This is a genomic window from Sulfitobacter sp. TBRI5 (assembly GCF_051013555.1).
GTDB lineage: Bacteria > Pseudomonadota > Alphaproteobacteria > Rhodobacterales > Rhodobacteraceae > JL08.
Map to the genome: position 1 here is coordinate 1,304,429 of NZ_CP112884.1, position 15,745 is coordinate 1,320,173.

At 56.1% G+C, this 15,745-nt stretch carries 14 protein-coding genes; 9 read left to right on the top strand and 5 right to left on the bottom strand.

Translation table 11 applies throughout. The annotated features are described in order from the left end of the window. Window positions 1–85 precede the first annotated feature (85 nt). Window positions 86–1,150, top strand: coding sequence for a heat-inducible transcriptional repressor HrcA (hrcA, locus tag OLX72_RS06715; protein ID WP_114871909.1), 1,065 nt, complete (start codon window positions 86–88; stop codon window positions 1,148–1,150). Window positions 1,151–1,159: 9 nt separating this feature from the next. Continuing rightward, window positions 1,160–1,723, top strand: a complete 564-nt coding sequence (locus OLX72_RS06720; RefSeq protein WP_114871908.1) for a nucleotide exchange factor GrpE — start codon at window positions 1,160–1,162, stop codon at window positions 1,721–1,723. Window positions 1,724–1,789: 66 nt separating this feature from the next. Here OLX72_RS06720 and mutS read toward each other — a convergent pair whose 3' ends face one another. Beyond that, complete coding sequence (mutS, locus tag OLX72_RS06725) at window positions 1,790–4,405, bottom strand: DNA mismatch repair protein MutS (RefSeq protein WP_433990441.1); 2,616 nt, start codon at window positions 4,403–4,405, stop codon at window positions 1,790–1,792. Window positions 4,406–4,557: 152 nt separating this feature from the next. Between mutS and OLX72_RS06730 the strand changes: the two genes are divergently transcribed. Continuing rightward, a complete protein-coding gene (locus OLX72_RS06730; RefSeq protein ID WP_114871906.1) occupies window positions 4,558–6,813 on the top strand; it encodes an NADP-dependent malic enzyme in 2,256 nt (751 codons plus the stop codon). A gap of 31 nt (window positions 6,814–6,844) precedes the next feature. Beyond that, window positions 6,845–7,723: a ribokinase gene (locus OLX72_RS06735; protein WP_433990098.1), complete on the top strand. Its 879-nt coding sequence runs from the start codon at window positions 6,845–6,847 to the stop codon at window positions 7,721–7,723. Here the strand turns inward: OLX72_RS06735 and msrA are convergent. Next, window positions 7,720–8,382: a peptide-methionine (S)-S-oxide reductase MsrA gene (gene msrA / locus OLX72_RS06740; RefSeq protein ID WP_433990099.1), complete on the bottom strand. Its 663-nt coding sequence runs from the start codon at window positions 8,380–8,382 to the stop codon at window positions 7,720–7,722. The two genes, OLX72_RS06735 and msrA, sit on opposite strands and share 4 nt — an antisense overlap. A 147-nt stretch (window positions 8,383–8,529) precedes the next feature. Between msrA and OLX72_RS06745 the strand changes: the two genes are divergently transcribed. Further along, the gene (locus OLX72_RS06745; protein ID WP_114871903.1) at window positions 8,530–9,438 is read left to right on the top strand and encodes a D-amino acid aminotransferase; all 909 of its coding nucleotides are present in this window, start codon (window positions 8,530–8,532) and stop codon (window positions 9,436–9,438) included. Then, window positions 9,438–10,154 carry an HAD family hydrolase gene (locus OLX72_RS06750; RefSeq protein WP_433990100.1) on the top strand — a complete coding sequence of 239 codons (717 nt, stop codon included), beginning with the start codon at window positions 9,438–9,440 and terminating at the stop codon, window positions 10,152–10,154. The genes OLX72_RS06745 and OLX72_RS06750 overlap by 1 nt, the downstream gene beginning before the upstream one ends. Window positions 10,155–10,160: 6 nt before the next feature. On the opposite strand, the gene OLX72_RS06755 is transcribed toward OLX72_RS06750, so the two are convergent. Then, window positions 10,161–11,378, bottom strand: coding sequence for an argininosuccinate synthase (locus OLX72_RS06755; protein ID WP_114871901.1), 1,218 nt, complete (start codon window positions 11,376–11,378; stop codon window positions 10,161–10,163). Window positions 11,379–11,515: 137 nt separating this feature from the next. Between OLX72_RS06755 and OLX72_RS06760 the strand changes: the two genes are divergently transcribed. Both OLX72_RS06760 and ilvA read left to right on the top strand, forming a co-directional pair. Beyond that, window positions 11,516–12,244: a hypothetical protein gene (locus tag OLX72_RS06760; protein WP_433990101.1), complete on the top strand. Its 729-nt coding sequence runs from the start codon at window positions 11,516–11,518 to the stop codon at window positions 12,242–12,244. Between the two features lie 4 nt (window positions 12,245–12,248). After that, window positions 12,249–13,475, top strand: coding sequence for a threonine ammonia-lyase IlvA (gene ilvA / locus OLX72_RS06765; protein ID WP_114871899.1), 1,227 nt, complete (start codon window positions 12,249–12,251; stop codon window positions 13,473–13,475). Here ilvA and OLX72_RS06770 read toward each other — a convergent pair. Continuing rightward, window positions 13,472–13,804 (bottom strand): Hpt domain-containing protein, encoded by a 333-nt coding sequence (locus tag OLX72_RS06770; RefSeq protein WP_433990102.1) that lies wholly within the window; start codon window positions 13,802–13,804, stop codon window positions 13,472–13,474. The genes ilvA and OLX72_RS06770 overlap by 4 nt on opposite strands. Window positions 13,805–13,968: 164 nt before the next feature. On the opposite strand from OLX72_RS06770, the gene OLX72_RS06775 reads away from it, so the two are divergent. Continuing rightward, on the top strand, window positions 13,969–15,243 hold the full coding sequence (locus tag OLX72_RS06775) for a PP2C family protein-serine/threonine phosphatase (protein ID WP_433990103.1): 1,275 nt from the start codon (window positions 13,969–13,971) through the stop codon (window positions 15,241–15,243). Here the strand turns inward: OLX72_RS06775 and OLX72_RS06780 are convergent. Then, window positions 15,236–15,670, bottom strand: coding sequence for an NUDIX hydrolase (locus tag OLX72_RS06780; protein WP_114872491.1), 435 nt, complete (start codon window positions 15,668–15,670; stop codon window positions 15,236–15,238). The two genes, OLX72_RS06775 and OLX72_RS06780, sit on opposite strands and share 8 nt — an antisense overlap. Window positions 15,671–15,745 lie beyond the last annotated feature (75 nt).

The window sequence follows — 15,745 nt, forward strand, 5'->3', positions numbered from 1 at the left end:
ATACCGCCCCAGCCAACGCAGATGCAACCCCGATTGACGTTTCGTCCGGGCCCGTTTTAATGGCAGCCCATTCAAGGAAGTAAGAATGTCTGAAAGTACACAGTTGCTGGACGAACTGAATGACCGGTCCCGAGAGGTGTTTCGACAGGTCGTAGAAGGCTATCTGGCCAGCGGCGACCCTGTTGGAAGCCGGACGCTGACGCGCACGTTAAGCGAAAAGGTCAGCGCGGCTACGATCCGCAACGTCATGCAGGATCTGGAGTATCTGGGCCTTCTGAACAGCCCGCATATCAGCGCCGGTCGGGTTCCGACGCAACTGGGCTTGCGGATGTTTGTGGATGGATTGCTGGAAGTCGGCGATCTTGATCAGGCGGACCGCCAGAAAATCGATGCGACGATGGGGGGAAACTCACCCGACGTTGCCGGGTTGCTGGATCGTGTCGGGTCTGCGCTGTCAGGTGTTACACAGGGCGCATCCCTTGTTCTGACGCCAAAGCACGAGGCCCCGATTCGGCATATTGAATTCGTGTCGCTGGGCCAGGATCGAGCGCTTGTGGTGCTTGTCTTTGCGGACGGTCATGTCGAAAACAGGATATTTGCGCCCCCACCAGGACAGACCCCCAGTTCAATGCGGGAAGCCGCGAATTTCCTGAACTCGTTGATTGAAGGCAAGACGCTGAGCGATTTTTCCACAGTCATGCGCCACGAAATCGCAGAGCGGCGACAGGAGATTGACGTTCTCGCGCGCGCGCTGGTGGAAAGCGGCGTTGCCCTTTGGGAAAACGAAGGTGAACGCAGCGAGCGCTTGATTGTAAGGGGTCGCGCCAATCTTCTTGCCCGAGAGGAAGAAGAGGCGGACCTTGAGCGGATTCGCACACTGTTCGACGATCTTGAGCGCAAGCGCGATATAGCCGATTTTCTGGAAGGCGCCGAAAGCGGTGAGGGTGTGCGCATTTTTATTGGCTCTGAGAACAAACTTTTTTCACTTTCGGGTTCCTCTTTGGTGGTTTCCCCATATATGAACGCAGACCGAAAGATAATTGGTGCGGTCGGGGTAATCGGACCGACCAGACTGAACTATGGACGTATTGTGCCGATTGTGGATTACACGGCGCAACTGGTGGGAAAACTGATTTCCGACCGGAGTTAGAGGTGAAAAATGGCAGAGCCGAAAAACGAAGACTTTCTTGACGATATTGATACGGCAGAGGCAGAAGAATATGCCGACGAGATGCTGGAAATTGACGACGAGGCATTGGAAATCGACACATTGAGAGCGGAGCGGGATGCGTTTCGTGACCGGTTCATGCGCGCGCTGGCTGATGCCGAAAATTCCCGCAAACGGTCTGAAAAAGACCGGCGTGAAGCAGAGCAATACGGCGGATCAAAACTGGCACGGGATATGCTGCCGGTTTACGACAACATGAAGCGCGCGCTGGAAGCGGCGACGGACGATCAGCGCGAGGTTTCCGCGGCGCTTCTGGAAGGTGTGGAGCTGACGATGCGCGAGCTTTTGAATGTTTTCAAAAAGCACGGAATCGAACTGATTTCGCCGCAGGTCGGTGACAGGTTTGACCCGCAAAATCATCAGGCCATGTTCGAGGCCCCTGTTCCCGGAACCAAGGCGGGTGACATCATTCAGGTGGCGGCCGAAGGGTTCATGCTGCACGACCGTTTGCTGCGCCCGGCGCAGGTTGGTGTGTCATCGACCCCGGCAGGGTAAGTGGCGCAGATTTATCGGAGCCTCCGGCGGAAGTATTTTTGAAAAGATGAAAGCGGGGCGTTGCAGTCAGGACTGTGACGCCTCTTTCAGTTTATAGAGAATCTGCAATGCTTCTCGGGGCGACAACTCGTCAGGGTGGATGTCTGACAGCGTCTCTTCAAGTTCGGACGATTTTTGAACGGGCGGCGGTGGTGGCGTGGCTGAAAACAGCGGAAGATCGTCAATCAATGCCTTCTGCGTCGGTCCACCTGTACGTTCGCCTTTTTCCAGCGCGTCAAGCACAACCCGGGCGCGTGCAACGACAGACACGGGCAGGCCGGCCAGTTGTGCGACCTGAACCCCATAAGACCTGTCGGCAGCGCCACGTTTGACTTCGTGCAGGAAGATAACTTCGCCTTCCCATTCCTTGACCGTGACGGTCGCATTTTCGACTCCGGCCAGTTTTGCGGAAAGGGCCGTCAGTTCATGGTAATGGGTTGCAAACAGCGCGCGGCATTTGTTGACGTCGTGCAGGTGTTCCAGCGTGGCCCAGGCAATCGACAGCCCGTCATAAGTTGATGTACCACGACCGATTTCATCAAGTATAACCAGCGCGCGATCATCGGATTGATTGAGGATCGCTGCCGTTTCCACCATTTCGACCATGAATGTCGATCGCCCGCGGGCCAGATCATCGGATGCGCCGACGCGACTGAACAACTGGCTGATCATACCGATATGCGCCGAAGCGGCAGGCACATAGCTGCCCATTTGCGCCAGCAGCGCAATCAACGCGTTCTGGCGCAGGAACGTGGACTTCCCGGCCATATTGGGGCCGGTCAGAAGCCAGATGTTCGACGTATCGCCACCCGACAAATTGCAATTATTGGCAACAAAGGGCGCGCCGCCCTGCGTGCGCAAGGCCCGTTCGACAACCGGGTGGCGCCCGCCAGTGATTGAAAAGGACCGGCTGTCATCTATTTGTGGTCGGCACCAGTCTTCACCCAGCGCCAGATCCGCCAGCGCTGCGGCAAGATCGATCTCTGCCAACCCGCGCGCGGCCGTGTTGATGGCTGCAGCCTTGGCCAAAACGGCCTGACTAAGGCTTTGATAGAGACGCTTTTCAATCTCCAGGGCGTGACTGCCCGCGTTCAGGATCCTGGTTTCCATTTCCGACAGGGCGACCGTTGTGAACCTGACCTGATTGGCCGTTGTCTGGCGATGTATGAAGCTTTCCGAAAGCGGTGGCGACAACATCTTGTCAGCATGTGTCGACGTGGTTTCGATGAAATACCCCAACACGTTGTTATGTTTGATCTTCAGCGAAGGAATGCCTGTTGCCGAAACATAATCCTGCTGCAAAGCCGCAATAACGGAACGGCCCTGATCGCGCAGGGTGCGGGCCTGATCAAGATCGGGATCATAGCCGGACGTGATAAACCCACCATCACGCGCAAGTAGCGGGGGATCTGCAACCAGCGCATCGTCAAGCAGGGCGATAAGTTCATCCTGTCCGACAAGATCTTTCGCAGCGGTGGCCAGCAGATCCGGCGCATCCGTTGGGGGTAGCAGGCCGGCAATCGCCTGCGCGGCAATCAATCCGTCGCGGATTGCCGCCAGATCGCGGGGTCCGGCACGATCCAGTGATACGCGTGACAGCGCCCGATCCAGATCCGGCGCTTTGCGCAAGTGTTCGCAAATGTCGCGAAACAGCGGGCGATGGGCTAACCCGAAATCGATGGCGTCCAGCCTGCGCTGAATCTCTGAAAGCGATCTTGACGGGCTTGACAGCCTTCGTTCCAGCAGGCGCGCACCACCCGGTGTGACCGTGCGATCAATGACAGACAAAAGCGATCCGGCGCGCCCGCCCGACAAGGCGTGCGTCAGTTCCAGATTTCTGCGGGTCGCCGCATCAATCTGCACTGTGCGGTCCGTCGTTTCCCGTACGGGTTTTGCCAAAAGCGGAAGTTTGCCCTTTTGGGTCATGTCCAGATACTGAACAATTGCGCCCATTGCCGCGATTTCTGCGCGGTCAAATGTGCCGAATGCGTCCAGCGTGGCGATGCCAAACACGTCACATATCTGTTTCTGCGCGCCTGCGCTGTCGAATGTGGCGCGCGCAAGGGCTGTCAGGGCAATCCCGAAATCAGAGACTAAACCGTATAAATCGGCCTCTTTTGATTCTGACACAACCAGTTCTGCGGGGGCCAGCCGTGCCAGTTCAGGGCCCAGCCGCGCGGGATTCAACGGCATGACGTGAAAGGCGCCGGTTGAAATATCGACCCACGCCAAGGCAGCAATGTCGCGGATTTCCGCATAGGCGGCCAGATAATTGTGGCGGCGCGCCTCAAGCAATGAGTCCTCGGTCAGCGTGCCCGGCGTGACCAGACGCACAACATCCCGTTTGACAACAGATTTGTGACCGCGCTTCTTGGCCTCTGCCGGGCTTTCCATCTGTTCGCAGACGGCGACGCGAAATCCTTTGCGGATCAGTGTCAGCAGATATCCTTCGGCGGCATGGACAGGGACACCGCACATCGGAATATCCTGATCGTCGTGTTTGCCACGCTTGGTCAGCGCGATATCCAGCGCTTGCGATGCCGCGACAGCATCGTCAAAGAACATTTCGTAGAAATCACCCATGCGATAGAACAGCAGCGCGTCCTTGTGCGCCTGCTTGATGCCCAGATATTGCGCCATCATAGGCGTTGTCGTTGACACGCGATTTCCCCACACTTGGCCGTGGCGAACCTTACAAAGGCCGTTCATCGGGCGAAAGGCGAAAACGCAATCTGATTGAGGCGCGCGCGCCACTGGGGTAAGACGCCCAAGCCCGCAGCAGGAAAGAACCCGAAATGTCCAAGAACAAAGTGACAGCAGAAGAGGCGCTTGCCTTTCATCTGGAGCCAACGCCCGGAAAATTCGAAATCACCGCAACTGTCCCGATGACAACGCAACGCGATTTGTCGCTTGCGTATTCTCCTGGCGTTGCGGTGCCTTGCGAGGCTATCGCAGCCGCCCCTGAAACCGCCTATGACTATACGAACAAGGGCAATCTGGTTGCTGTCATTTCCAACGGGACGGCAGTTTTGGGTCTGGGCAATCTGGGCGCACTGGCCTCCAAGCCGGTGATGGAAGGCAAGGCGGTGCTGTTCAAGCGTTTTGCGGACGTCAACAGCATCGATATCGAGCTGGACACCGAAGATCCGGATGCGTTCTGTGCAGCGGTCAAGTTGATGGGTCCCACCTTTGGCGGGATCAACCTTGAGGACATCAAGGCGCCAGAGTGTTTCATCATTGAACAACGGCTGAAGGAAGAAATGGACATTCCGGTGTTCCATGACGACCAGCACGGAACGGCGGTGATCTGTGCTGCCGGCCTGATCAACGCGCTGCACCTGTCGAACAAGAAAATCGAAGATGTGCGGATTGTTCTGAACGGTGCGGGGGCTGCGGGTATCGCGTGCCTTGAGCTGTTGAAATCCATGGGGGCCCGGCATGAGAACTGCATCATGTGCGACACCAAAGGCGTGATCTACCAGGGCCGGTCCGAAGGTATGAACCAGTGGAAATCTGCCCATGCGGTGAAAACGGATCTGCGATCGCTGGATGACGCCATGAAAGGCGCGGATGTCTTTCTGGGCGTGTCTGCCAAGGGGGCCGTGACACCTGAAATGGTGGCAAACATGGCGGATAATCCGGTGATTTTCGCAATGGCAAACCCCGATCCGGAAATTACGCCCGAAGAAGCACATGCCGTGCGCGAAGACGCGATTGTTGCGACCGGGCGCAGTGACTATCCCAACCAGGTCAACAACGTGCTTGGCTTTCCGTATCTGTTTCGCGGCGCTCTGGACATTCACGCGCGTGCGATCAATGACGAGATGAAGATTGCCTGCGCGCAGGCATTGGCAGAGCTTGCCAGAGAAGATGTCCCTGATGAGGTTGCGCTGGCATATGGCCGCAATCTGAGCTTCGGGCGTGATTACATCATTCCCACGCCATTTGATCCGCGTTTGATTCACCGCATCCCTACAGCTGTTGCGCGCGCGGGAATGAACACAGGCGCTGCGCGCCGTCCGATTATCGATATGGATGCTTACGAACTTTCGCTTAAATCGCGTATGGATCCGACGGCCAGCATTCTTCGCGGTCTGAATGCGCGTGCACGTGCGGCGCAGGCGCGGATGATTTTTGCGGAAGGTGACGACCCAAGGGTTTTGCGCGCTGCTGTCATGTATCAGCGATCGGGTCTGGGGCAGGCGCTGGTCGTTGGGCGCGATTACGATGTGAAAGCTAAGCTGGAAGCCAGCGGTCTGGGCGATGCCGTTCAGGAACTGGAAGTCGTGAATGCGGCGATCACTCCGCATCTCGAGACCTACAAGGAATTCCTTTACAACCGTCTTCAACGCAAAGGGCATGACCGGCAGGATATCCACCGACTGGCCGCGCGCGACCGGCATGTTTTTTCTGCCCTCATGCTGGCGCATGGGCACGGCGACGGGCTTGTAACCGGGGCGACGCGCAAGTCGTCGCATATTCTGGACAGGATCAATTCGGTATTTGATGCCGATGCGGCACACGGCGCTGCGGGCGTTACCGCTTTGCTGCACAAGGGCCGCATCGTGCTGATTGCCGATACGCTTGTGCACGAATGGCCGGACGAGGAAGATCTGGCAACAATAGCTGAACGCAGTGCCGCTGTCGCGCGGCACATGGGGCTTGACCCGCGTGTTGCATTCGTCAGCTTTTCGACGTTCGGGTATCCGGTATCAGAACGTGCGCACAAGATGCATCTGGCGCCCAAGGTGCTGGACCGCCGCGGGGTTGATTTCGAATATGAAGGCGAAATGACGGTTGATGTTGCGCTGAATACGGCAACCCAGGCCCAATACCCGTTTTCCCGTCTGACGGGACCAGCCAACATTCTGGTCGTTCCGGCGCGCCATTCGGCCAGCATTTCGGTCAAGCTGATGCAGGAAATGGGCGGTGCAACGGTCATTGGCCCGATTCTAAGCGGGGTTGGCGAATCGATCCAGATTTGCGGTTCCAATTCGACGGCGAACGATATTCTGAATATGGCGGTTCTGGCAGCGTGCAAAGTCGGCTAGCGCAGCTTGCTGGCGAAAAGGGGAGGTTGAGTTGGCGATTTACAATCTGGGATCAATCAACGCTGACAATTTTTACAGCGTTCCCCGTATCCCGGTCGCTGGCGAAACGCTGGCCGCAAGCCGGCTGACCCGCGGACTGGGCGGCAAGGGAACTAATATGTCCGTGGCCGCTGCGCGAGCGGCGGCGCGGGTGTTTCACATCGGTGCCGTAGGACAGGACGGGCGCTGGGCCCAGACCCGATTGCTGGAATACGGTGTTGACGTGACGCATATCGCAGTCAGTGATCTGCCGACCGGACATGCCAATATCTGTGTTGCGCCGGATGGGGAAAGCCAGATTGTACTGTTTGCCGGTGCAAATCATTCCATCACCAAGGATCAGATCGGAACTGCGCTTTCGGGTGCGGATATGGGCGATTTTCTGGTCTTGCAGAATGAAACCAATGGCCAAACCCACGCCGCTGAAATGGGCGCACGTCTGGGGCTTCGGGTGGCCTATGCCGCCGCACCTTTTGAAACTGCGGCGGTTCAGGCTGTTTTGCCGTTTATCGAGTTTCTGTTTCTGAATGCGGTTGAGGCGGAGCAGCTGGAAACCGCACTGGGCGTTGCGCCGGATCAACTGCCGGTGCGCCACGTGATTGTCACGCTTGGCGCGGATGGATGTCGTTGGATCGACACTGTTAAAGGCAAAACCAGACATTTTCCGGCGTTTCACGTCACACCTGTCGATACGACCGGTGCGGGTGACACGTTTACCGGTTACGTTATCGCCGGTGTGGATCGGGGCAAGCCCATCGCGCAAGCGATAGAAACGGCAAGCGTTGCTGCAGCGTTAATGGTAACGCGGGAAGGGACGGCGGATGTCATCCCTGATCTGAAAGACGTGCAAGAAGCGAAAAGCGCGATTTAGCTGTTTACAAACGGCGCTTGTGATCCCCACAATTCTTTGACGCGCTCATCGCGCCCGCAGGCCTTGCGATACGCCTTGTATGCGCTGGATTGTGATTTCGGGCCAAACCGGGTCAGTACAAGGCTTGATCCCTTGTAGTAGTCCTGATGGTAATCCGCGGCCAGATAAAACCGTGATGCCGGGAGAAGTGGCGTTACAACCGTTTGACCCAACGCTTTTTCAGCGCGCGCCTTTTCCTGTTCTGCGGCGGATTGCTGGCTGGCGTTGTAATAAAACACGGCTGAACGATAGCTTTCGCCGCGATCGCAGAACTGCCCTCCGGAATCTGTCGGGTCGATTGAGCGGAAAAACTTGGCCAGCAATGCGTCTCGGGTGACGATTTTCGGGTCGAAAGTGATCTGGACCGCTTCATAGTGACCGGTTCCGCCGCGCGTGACCTGTTTATAGGTCGGGTTTTCCACATTTCCGCCGGTATAGCCGGATACAACCTCCTTAACACCATCGACGCCTTCAAAATCGGCTTCGACGCACCAGAAACACCCGCCGGCGACTGTAAGTATTTCCTGACCCGAAGCATGTGCCTTTGAATGGGACGCGGCAAAGCCGATCACGATCAGAATACCAAGAACGGCAATCTTTGCATTTTGCAGGACAGACATGTGAAACCCTCCATCGTTATGCTTATCGTGTCTTGCGTTTACGGTTGTGACAACGGGCTGAAACGGCTTTTCACAGTGAGGTGACAGGAATTTACCTCTTGGCAGCGCTGTGTGGCTTGCCTAGCGTCCGCGCAACAGGAGGCTGAAATGACCGAGCATGTAACGACCCACCAAGCCCAGGAAGACACCCGTAACGAGGACATCCTGATTTATGTAAACGGCGCCTTGCGGCCAAAATCCGAAGCGACGGTCAGCGTTTATGACAGCGGCTTTATGTTGGGCGACGGCGTGTGGGAGGGGTTGCGCCTGTATAACGGGCGCTGGGCATTTATGGATGCCCATATCGACCGCTTGTTCGAAGCTGCAAAAGCGATTGATCTTGATATCGGGCTAAGCCGGAAAGGCGTGGTTTCCGCTTTGTTAGAGACACAGCAAGCCAACGGATTCACAACAGATGCGCATGCAAGGCTGATGGTCACACGGGGCGTGAAAACCCGGCCGTTTCAGCATCCTTCGCTTAGCCGGTCCGGCCCGACGATGGTTATCATCATGGAACATTCAAAGCCCAGGATACCGCGCCCGATCCGGTTGGCGACGGTTCCGCATTTGCGTGGCCTGCCGATGACACAGGATCCGAAACTGAATTCGCATTCCAAACTGAACTGTATTCTGGCCTGCATCGCGGCGGAAAAGGCAGGGGCCGACGAGGCGTTGATGCTGGATGTGCATGGATTTGTGAACACGACGAACGCCTGCAATTTCTTTATCGTCAGGAATGGCGCGGTTTGGACCAGCACGGGCGATTACTGCATGAACGGGATTACGCGCCAGAAGGTTATCGATCTGTGTGTCGCCAACGATATCCCCGTTTTCGAGCGGAATTTTTCGCTGGTCGACACCTATGGCGCGGACGAGGCTTTTTTGACCGGCACGTTCGGTGCGCAAACCCCGGTGGGCGAGATTGACGGGCGCCAGATCGGGTCAGGTGAGATGGGGCCAATGACCGAAAAACTGCGCGATCTGTACAAGGCGCTGATTGCCAGGGAATGCGCATAATGCGGATTGCCATGTGGTCGGGGCCGCGCAACCTTTCGACGGCGATGATGTACAGTTTTGGTGCACGCGCGGATTTTCACATCGTGGATGAACCGTTCTATGCCCCGTTTCTGGCGCGCACCGGGGCGGATCATCCGATGCGTGCCGAAATTTTAGCCGGGCATCCGACAGATCCCAAGAAAGTGGCACAGTCCTTGATTGGCCCGATCCCCGAGAACAAGCTGCATTTCTATCAAAAACATATGACCCATCATATGGTCGAAGGGATGCCGCGCGACTGGATTTCCAAGGTCAGAAATGTGTTTCTGATCCGCCATCCTGCCTATGTGGTTGCAAGCTATGCCAAGAAACGCGAAGGGCCTTCGCTGGACGATCTTGGGTTTCTGCAGCAGGCGGACCTGTTGGAAGAGGTCAGGGCGCTGGGCCAGACGTCAATTGTAATTGATTCTGCCGATATCCGCGCCGATCCCGAGCATATGTTGAAACTATTGTGTGCCGCTTTGGGCCTGAACTGGGATGCCAGCATGTTGCACTGGCCCGTTGGGGGCCATGTGCAGGATGGCGTCTGGTCAAAACACTGGTACGGGGCGGTGCACAACAGCACCGGGTTTGCCAGGGCAGAAGACGGAATCCCCCTGTTAGAGCCTGAATACGCCGCGCTGGCAGAACTTGCGCTGCCGAGTTATCAAAAACTTGCCAAGCTCAAATTGGCCTGAACAGCGTTACTTCAGTCGGCGATCGCGCGCCGCGATCAGCTTTAACCGAAGTGCGTTGAGCTGGATAAAGCCTGCGGCATCCTTTTGATCATAAGCGCCTGCATCATCTTCGAATGTCACATGTGCTTCGGAATATAGCGAATAATCAGACCAGCGCCCGACAGTGCGGGCCAGCCCTTTGTAAAGCTTGAGGCGCACGGTTCCCGTTACATGTTCTTGTGATTTGTCGATCAGGGCTTGCAGCATTTCGCGTTCGGGGCTGAACCAGAAGCCATTATAGATCAGCTCGGCGTATTTCGGCATCAGCTCGTCCTTGAGATGCGCCTGCCCACGATCAAGCGTGATGGATTCAATTCCGCGATGCGCCTCAAGCAGTAATGTTCCGCCTGGTGTTTCATAGATGCCGCGGGATTTCATACCGACAAAGCGACCTTCGACAAGATCAAGCCGGCCACAGCCGTGTTTGCCGCCAATTTCGTTCAACGTGGTCAGAATTTCCGCCGGCGACATGGCTGTGCCATTGATCGATACTGCATCACCGCGCAAAAACCCGATTTCGATATATTCGGGTGTGTCGGGCGCGTCTTCGGGGTTGACCGTGCGCTGGTACACGTAATCGGGGGCCTCATCCGCCGGATCTTCCAGAACCTTGCCTTCGGACGAGGTGTGCAAAAGATTTGCGTCGACGGAGAACGGTGCTTCGCCGCGTTTGTCCTTGGCAATTGGTATCTGGTTTTTTTCCGCAAAATCAATCAACCGTGTGCGGCTGGTCAGATCCCATTCACGCCAGGGCGCGATGACCTTGATATCGGGGTTCAGCGCATAGGCGGCCAGTTCGAACCGCACCTGATCGTTGCCTTTTCCTGTGGCCCCGTGCGCAACCGCATCCGCACCTTCGGCGGCTGCAATTTCAACAAGACGCTTGGAAATCAGCGGGCGCGCGATGGACGTTCCCAACAAATACAGACCCTCATAAAGGGCATTTGCGCGAAACATCGGGAATACAAAGTCACGAACGAATTCCTCGCGCAGATCTTCGATATGGATCGAAGAGGCGCCCATCATCTCGGCTTTCTTGCGCGCCGGTTCCAGTTCTTCGCCTTGCCCAAGGTCTGCGGTAAACGTGATCACCTCACAGCCGTATTCGGTCTGTAACCACTTCAGGATGATTGATGTATCAAGGCCGCCGGAATAGGCGAGAACAACTTTCTTTGGGGCTTGCATTTTTGGTTCCTTCACACGGGATTGATCGGGCGATATCGGGTTTTCATAGTCGGGGCAAGATTGGCAACGCGCGTTGACGCCGCATTGTTGGCTGTCTACTGCTTAAACAGGTGTTCAAAGCAAAGATTGGAAACAAAATGGGCTGGCAAATATTCACGCATTCCGTGCGTCTGGTTTGGGCGAATTTAGGCGTCGCGCTCCGAATATCCGCGCTTTTGTACATCATCTCGGCAGCGTTTCAGGTTTGGGCGCAGGTTTCCGGGTTTGGAACGATGGAAGACGGCGTGCCCAACACAGAGGGCGCGGGCATTCAGTTTATCGGTACAATCGTTTCGGTCATCACCAGCCTTTGGATCGCGGTGGCCTGGCACCGGTACATCCTGCTGGAAGAAGAACCGGACGGGTTTCTGCCAAACTGGAACGGAGGGCGCATGGCCGCCTATTTCGGGCGTTCGATCCTGATCGGTCTGGCGATGGTTGCCGTAATTATTGTGGCATCTCTTCCGATTGCAATCGGGCTTCAGGGGCCGTTGGCGGCGGCGATCCTGTCGGTCGGATCAATTTTCGCGGTGTTTCTGTTCTATCGTCTGTGCGCGATACTGCCGTCTGCCGCCGTGGGCGAACCGCTAACCATGTCTGCTGCCTGGAAGGCGACCGAAGGAACCACCGGAACCATATTCGTGATCATATTGTGCATGATCGGCGGTTTGATTCTTCTGGTTCTGCCCGGTGCCATTCTGGCGTCGATCAGCTTGATGCTGGGGATCATATATATGGTGGCGGCACAATGGTTCATCACGATGTTCGGTATCAGCCTGTTCACAACGTTCTATGGCTACTTCATCGAAAAACGCGAACTGTCCTAAGAGAATGACCCAATTTCAGGCAGCGGCCCGCGCTGCAACGCAAGCCATGAGAGATGTCTTTCCGGCAACGCCGTTGCAGCGCAACGTGCATCTGTCTGACCGGTTTGAAGCAGATGTCTTTCTGAAACGCGAAGATCTGAGCCCGGTGCGGTCGTACAAGCTGCGCGGCGCATTCAATGCCATGCGCAAGCTTGCGGGGCAGGCGCAATTTGTCTGCGCCAGCGCCGGCAATCATGCGCAGGGGGTTGCCTATATGTGCCGTCATTTCGACGTGCAGGGGGTGATTTTCATGCCGGTCACGACACCCCAGCAAAAAATCCAAAAAACGCGGATGTTCGGCGGTGACAACGTCAAAATCCGGCTGGTGGGTGACTATTTTGACGATACGCTTGCTTCGGCGCAGGCGTTTTGTGCGGAACAGGGCGCGCATTTCTTGTCGCCGTTCGACGATGAAGACGTCATCGAAGGCCAGGCATCGGTCGCCGTCGAAATCGAGGAAGAGCTGGGGAAGGCCCCGGACCATATCATCCTGCCTGTCGGTGGTGGTGGTTTGTCAGCGGGCACATACAGCTACTTTGGTGACAGCATCAGTTACACCTTTGTCGAACCGTCAGGCGCCCCCAGTTTGAAACGTGCGCTGGAAGCAGGGCAGCCGGTGGATGTTTCGCCCATCAACAGCTTTGTGGATGGTGCGGCAGTGGCCAAGATTGGCCAGCGCACTTTTGCGCGGCTCAACTCCATCGCCGCATCCCGCGCGATTACCATTTCTGAAGATCGTATTTGCGCGACGATTATTGAAATGCTGAATGTCGAAGGCATCGTGCTGGAACCCGCCGGCGCGCTGTCTGTCGAAGCGTTGGTGGATGTTGCGGACCAGATCAGGGGCAAGACCGTTGTCTGTGTCACATCAGGTGGGAATTTCGATTTCGAACGCCTGCCAGAGGTGAAAGAGCGCGCCTTGCGTTACTCTGGCGTCAAGAAATACTTTATTCTGCGGCTGCCGCAAAGGCCGGGCGCTCTCAAGGAATTTCTGAACCTGCTTGGTCCGGACGATGATATTGCGCGGTTCGAGTATCTGAAAAAATCCGCGCGAAATTTCGGGTCGGTTCTGATCGGGATCGAAACAAGCGATGCTGCGAACTTTAAAGCATTCTGCGCAAAACTGGATGCCGCCGGATTTACCTATACTGACATCACGAATGACGAAACTCTGGCGCAGTTCGTGATCTAATACGTCATATGCGCGGCCCGATCCGATAGAAAGACATGTTTGGAATTCTGATAGCTGTTCAGGATTGCAGCGACATCGACAGTGTCCGCGCGCCCTTGCGAGGCTTCGGTTTCGCCTGTCTGGCATAAGTCTGACAGATCGCGAAACCCAAGAGTAAGCGCGCTGCCTTTGAGAAAATGAAGATCATCTTCCAGCGTGGCGGTGTCGGGGGCAGACCGCAGCTTTTCGTCCGCATCGTCTACCTCGTCCAGAAAAAGGGCAACGATATCCTCAAACTCTTCTGCGCCAACCTCGTCGCGAAGATCCTTGAGGCGGGTCCAGTCAATCATGTGACACCTTTTCCATCTTTGACAAAAGAATGGCAGCCAAGCCTTTAACCGAACATGACTAATACCGGCAAAACCGGGTCGAATTTTAGGGTTTAGCAATTGTTAAACAGCGCGGTTTAGTCCGGCCTTGGATTCCTTGAAACGTGGTCTTTGGTGCAGGAACAATGCTGGCTTCTTATTCGACAGAAATACAGGGCGCAGACCCGGCAGGCAGTGCTGTTCAGCGCGTTCTTGTGGTTGATGACAGCAGGCTGCAACGCAAAATCGTGTCCGGCGCGCTGAAAAAATGGGGGTTTGACGTGGCCGAGGCAGAATCCGGCCATGACGCATTGAACCTGTGCAAAAGCTACGTTCCCGATCTGGTTATCAGCGACTGGATGATGCCGGGTATGGACGGGCTGGAGTTTTGCAGGGCTTTCCGCAGTTTGCCCACGGACCGGTACGGGTATTTCATTCTGCTGACGTCAAAAAGTGAAAAGAACGAAGTGGCGCGCGGGTTGGACGCTGGTGCCGATGATTTCTTGACCAAGCCCGTCAATTCGCACGAGTTAAGGGCCCGTATTGCCGCGGGAGATCGTATTCTGCGGATGGAGCGGGAGCTTAAGGGAAAAAACCGGCTGATTTCCGATACGCTCAGCGAATTGCAAACGCTCTATGACTCTCTTGATCGCGATCTGGTGGAAGCCAAGAAACTGCAACAATCACTTGTTAGAGACAGATATAAGACGTTTGAAGCCGCTGAATTATCCTTGTTGCTGCGCTCGTGCGGGCATGTGGGCGGTGATCTTGTCGGGTTCTATCCGGCTGGCGAAAGCCATTTGGGACTGTTTGCGATAGACGTTTCAGGCCACGGGATAAGTTCTGCTTTGATGACGGCGCGGCTTGCCGGATATCTTTCGTCTGCATTGCCCGAACAGAACATTGCGCTTGGCGTTGGTGCAGGCGGAAAAATAGTCGCGCGACCCACAGCAGAGGTAATGCAGAACCTTAACAGTCTGGTCCTGAATGAAATGGACACAGAGCATTACTTTACGCTGCTGCTTGCGCATATCGATCTGACCAGTGGGGTCGTGGAAGTCGGGCGGGCGGGGCATCCCCACCCGATCGTTCAGCGGGCCAGCGGCAAAATCGAACAGACCGGACCGGGCGGGTTTCCGGTAGGATTGCTGCCGGAAGCAGAGTTTTCGCAGTATTCCCTGCATCTGAAACAGGGGGATCGCCTTTTGATTCTGTCGGACGGGGTTACGGAATGTCCGAACCCGGCAGGCACCCATTTGGGCGAAGCGGGGTTGGAGAAAATGATACAGAACCTCGCATCTACAAAAGGCCCCGCCCTGCTGGAAGCGCTGGTCTGGACCCTGACGGACTATGCCGGGGGCCGTGCCTTTCCCGATGATGTTTCCGCAATACTTTTTGAATTCGGCACGACAGCTAAGTGAAAAACCGTTTTACAAAATGCCTGTCGCCATCATTGCCCAGAACCTCTGCCGCGTCAGCGGGCGGAAGCCACAGGGGATGATGGTCTTTTTCCGCAGGAGGCCCGACACGTCGCACAGGGCGCGCCGTGTAGATCATGCACAGCTTTTCGGCCCATAAATCGTATTCCGGCATGAACACAAAACGGCGGAATGCACCGACACGTCGCGGTGCTGCGATGGTCCAGCCGGTTTCTTCGAAAACCTCGCGGTGAAGGGCAGCTATGGGGGATTCGCCGGCATCAATTCCACCGCCGGGAAGCTGGATATCAGGGGCGGGTGACATCTGGCAAGTCAGCAAAATTGAGTGTCCGAGAGGCAGAATTGCATAGGCACCTGCGCGGCGCGTATAAGTTTGCCCGGCAACCGGCGTATCCCCGAACCTTCGTATTGTCACTGCAGATGCCCCTTTTTACCTGACTTGCCGCGCCTATATAGACGCGGTATGCCAACCTCTGGCGTTTAA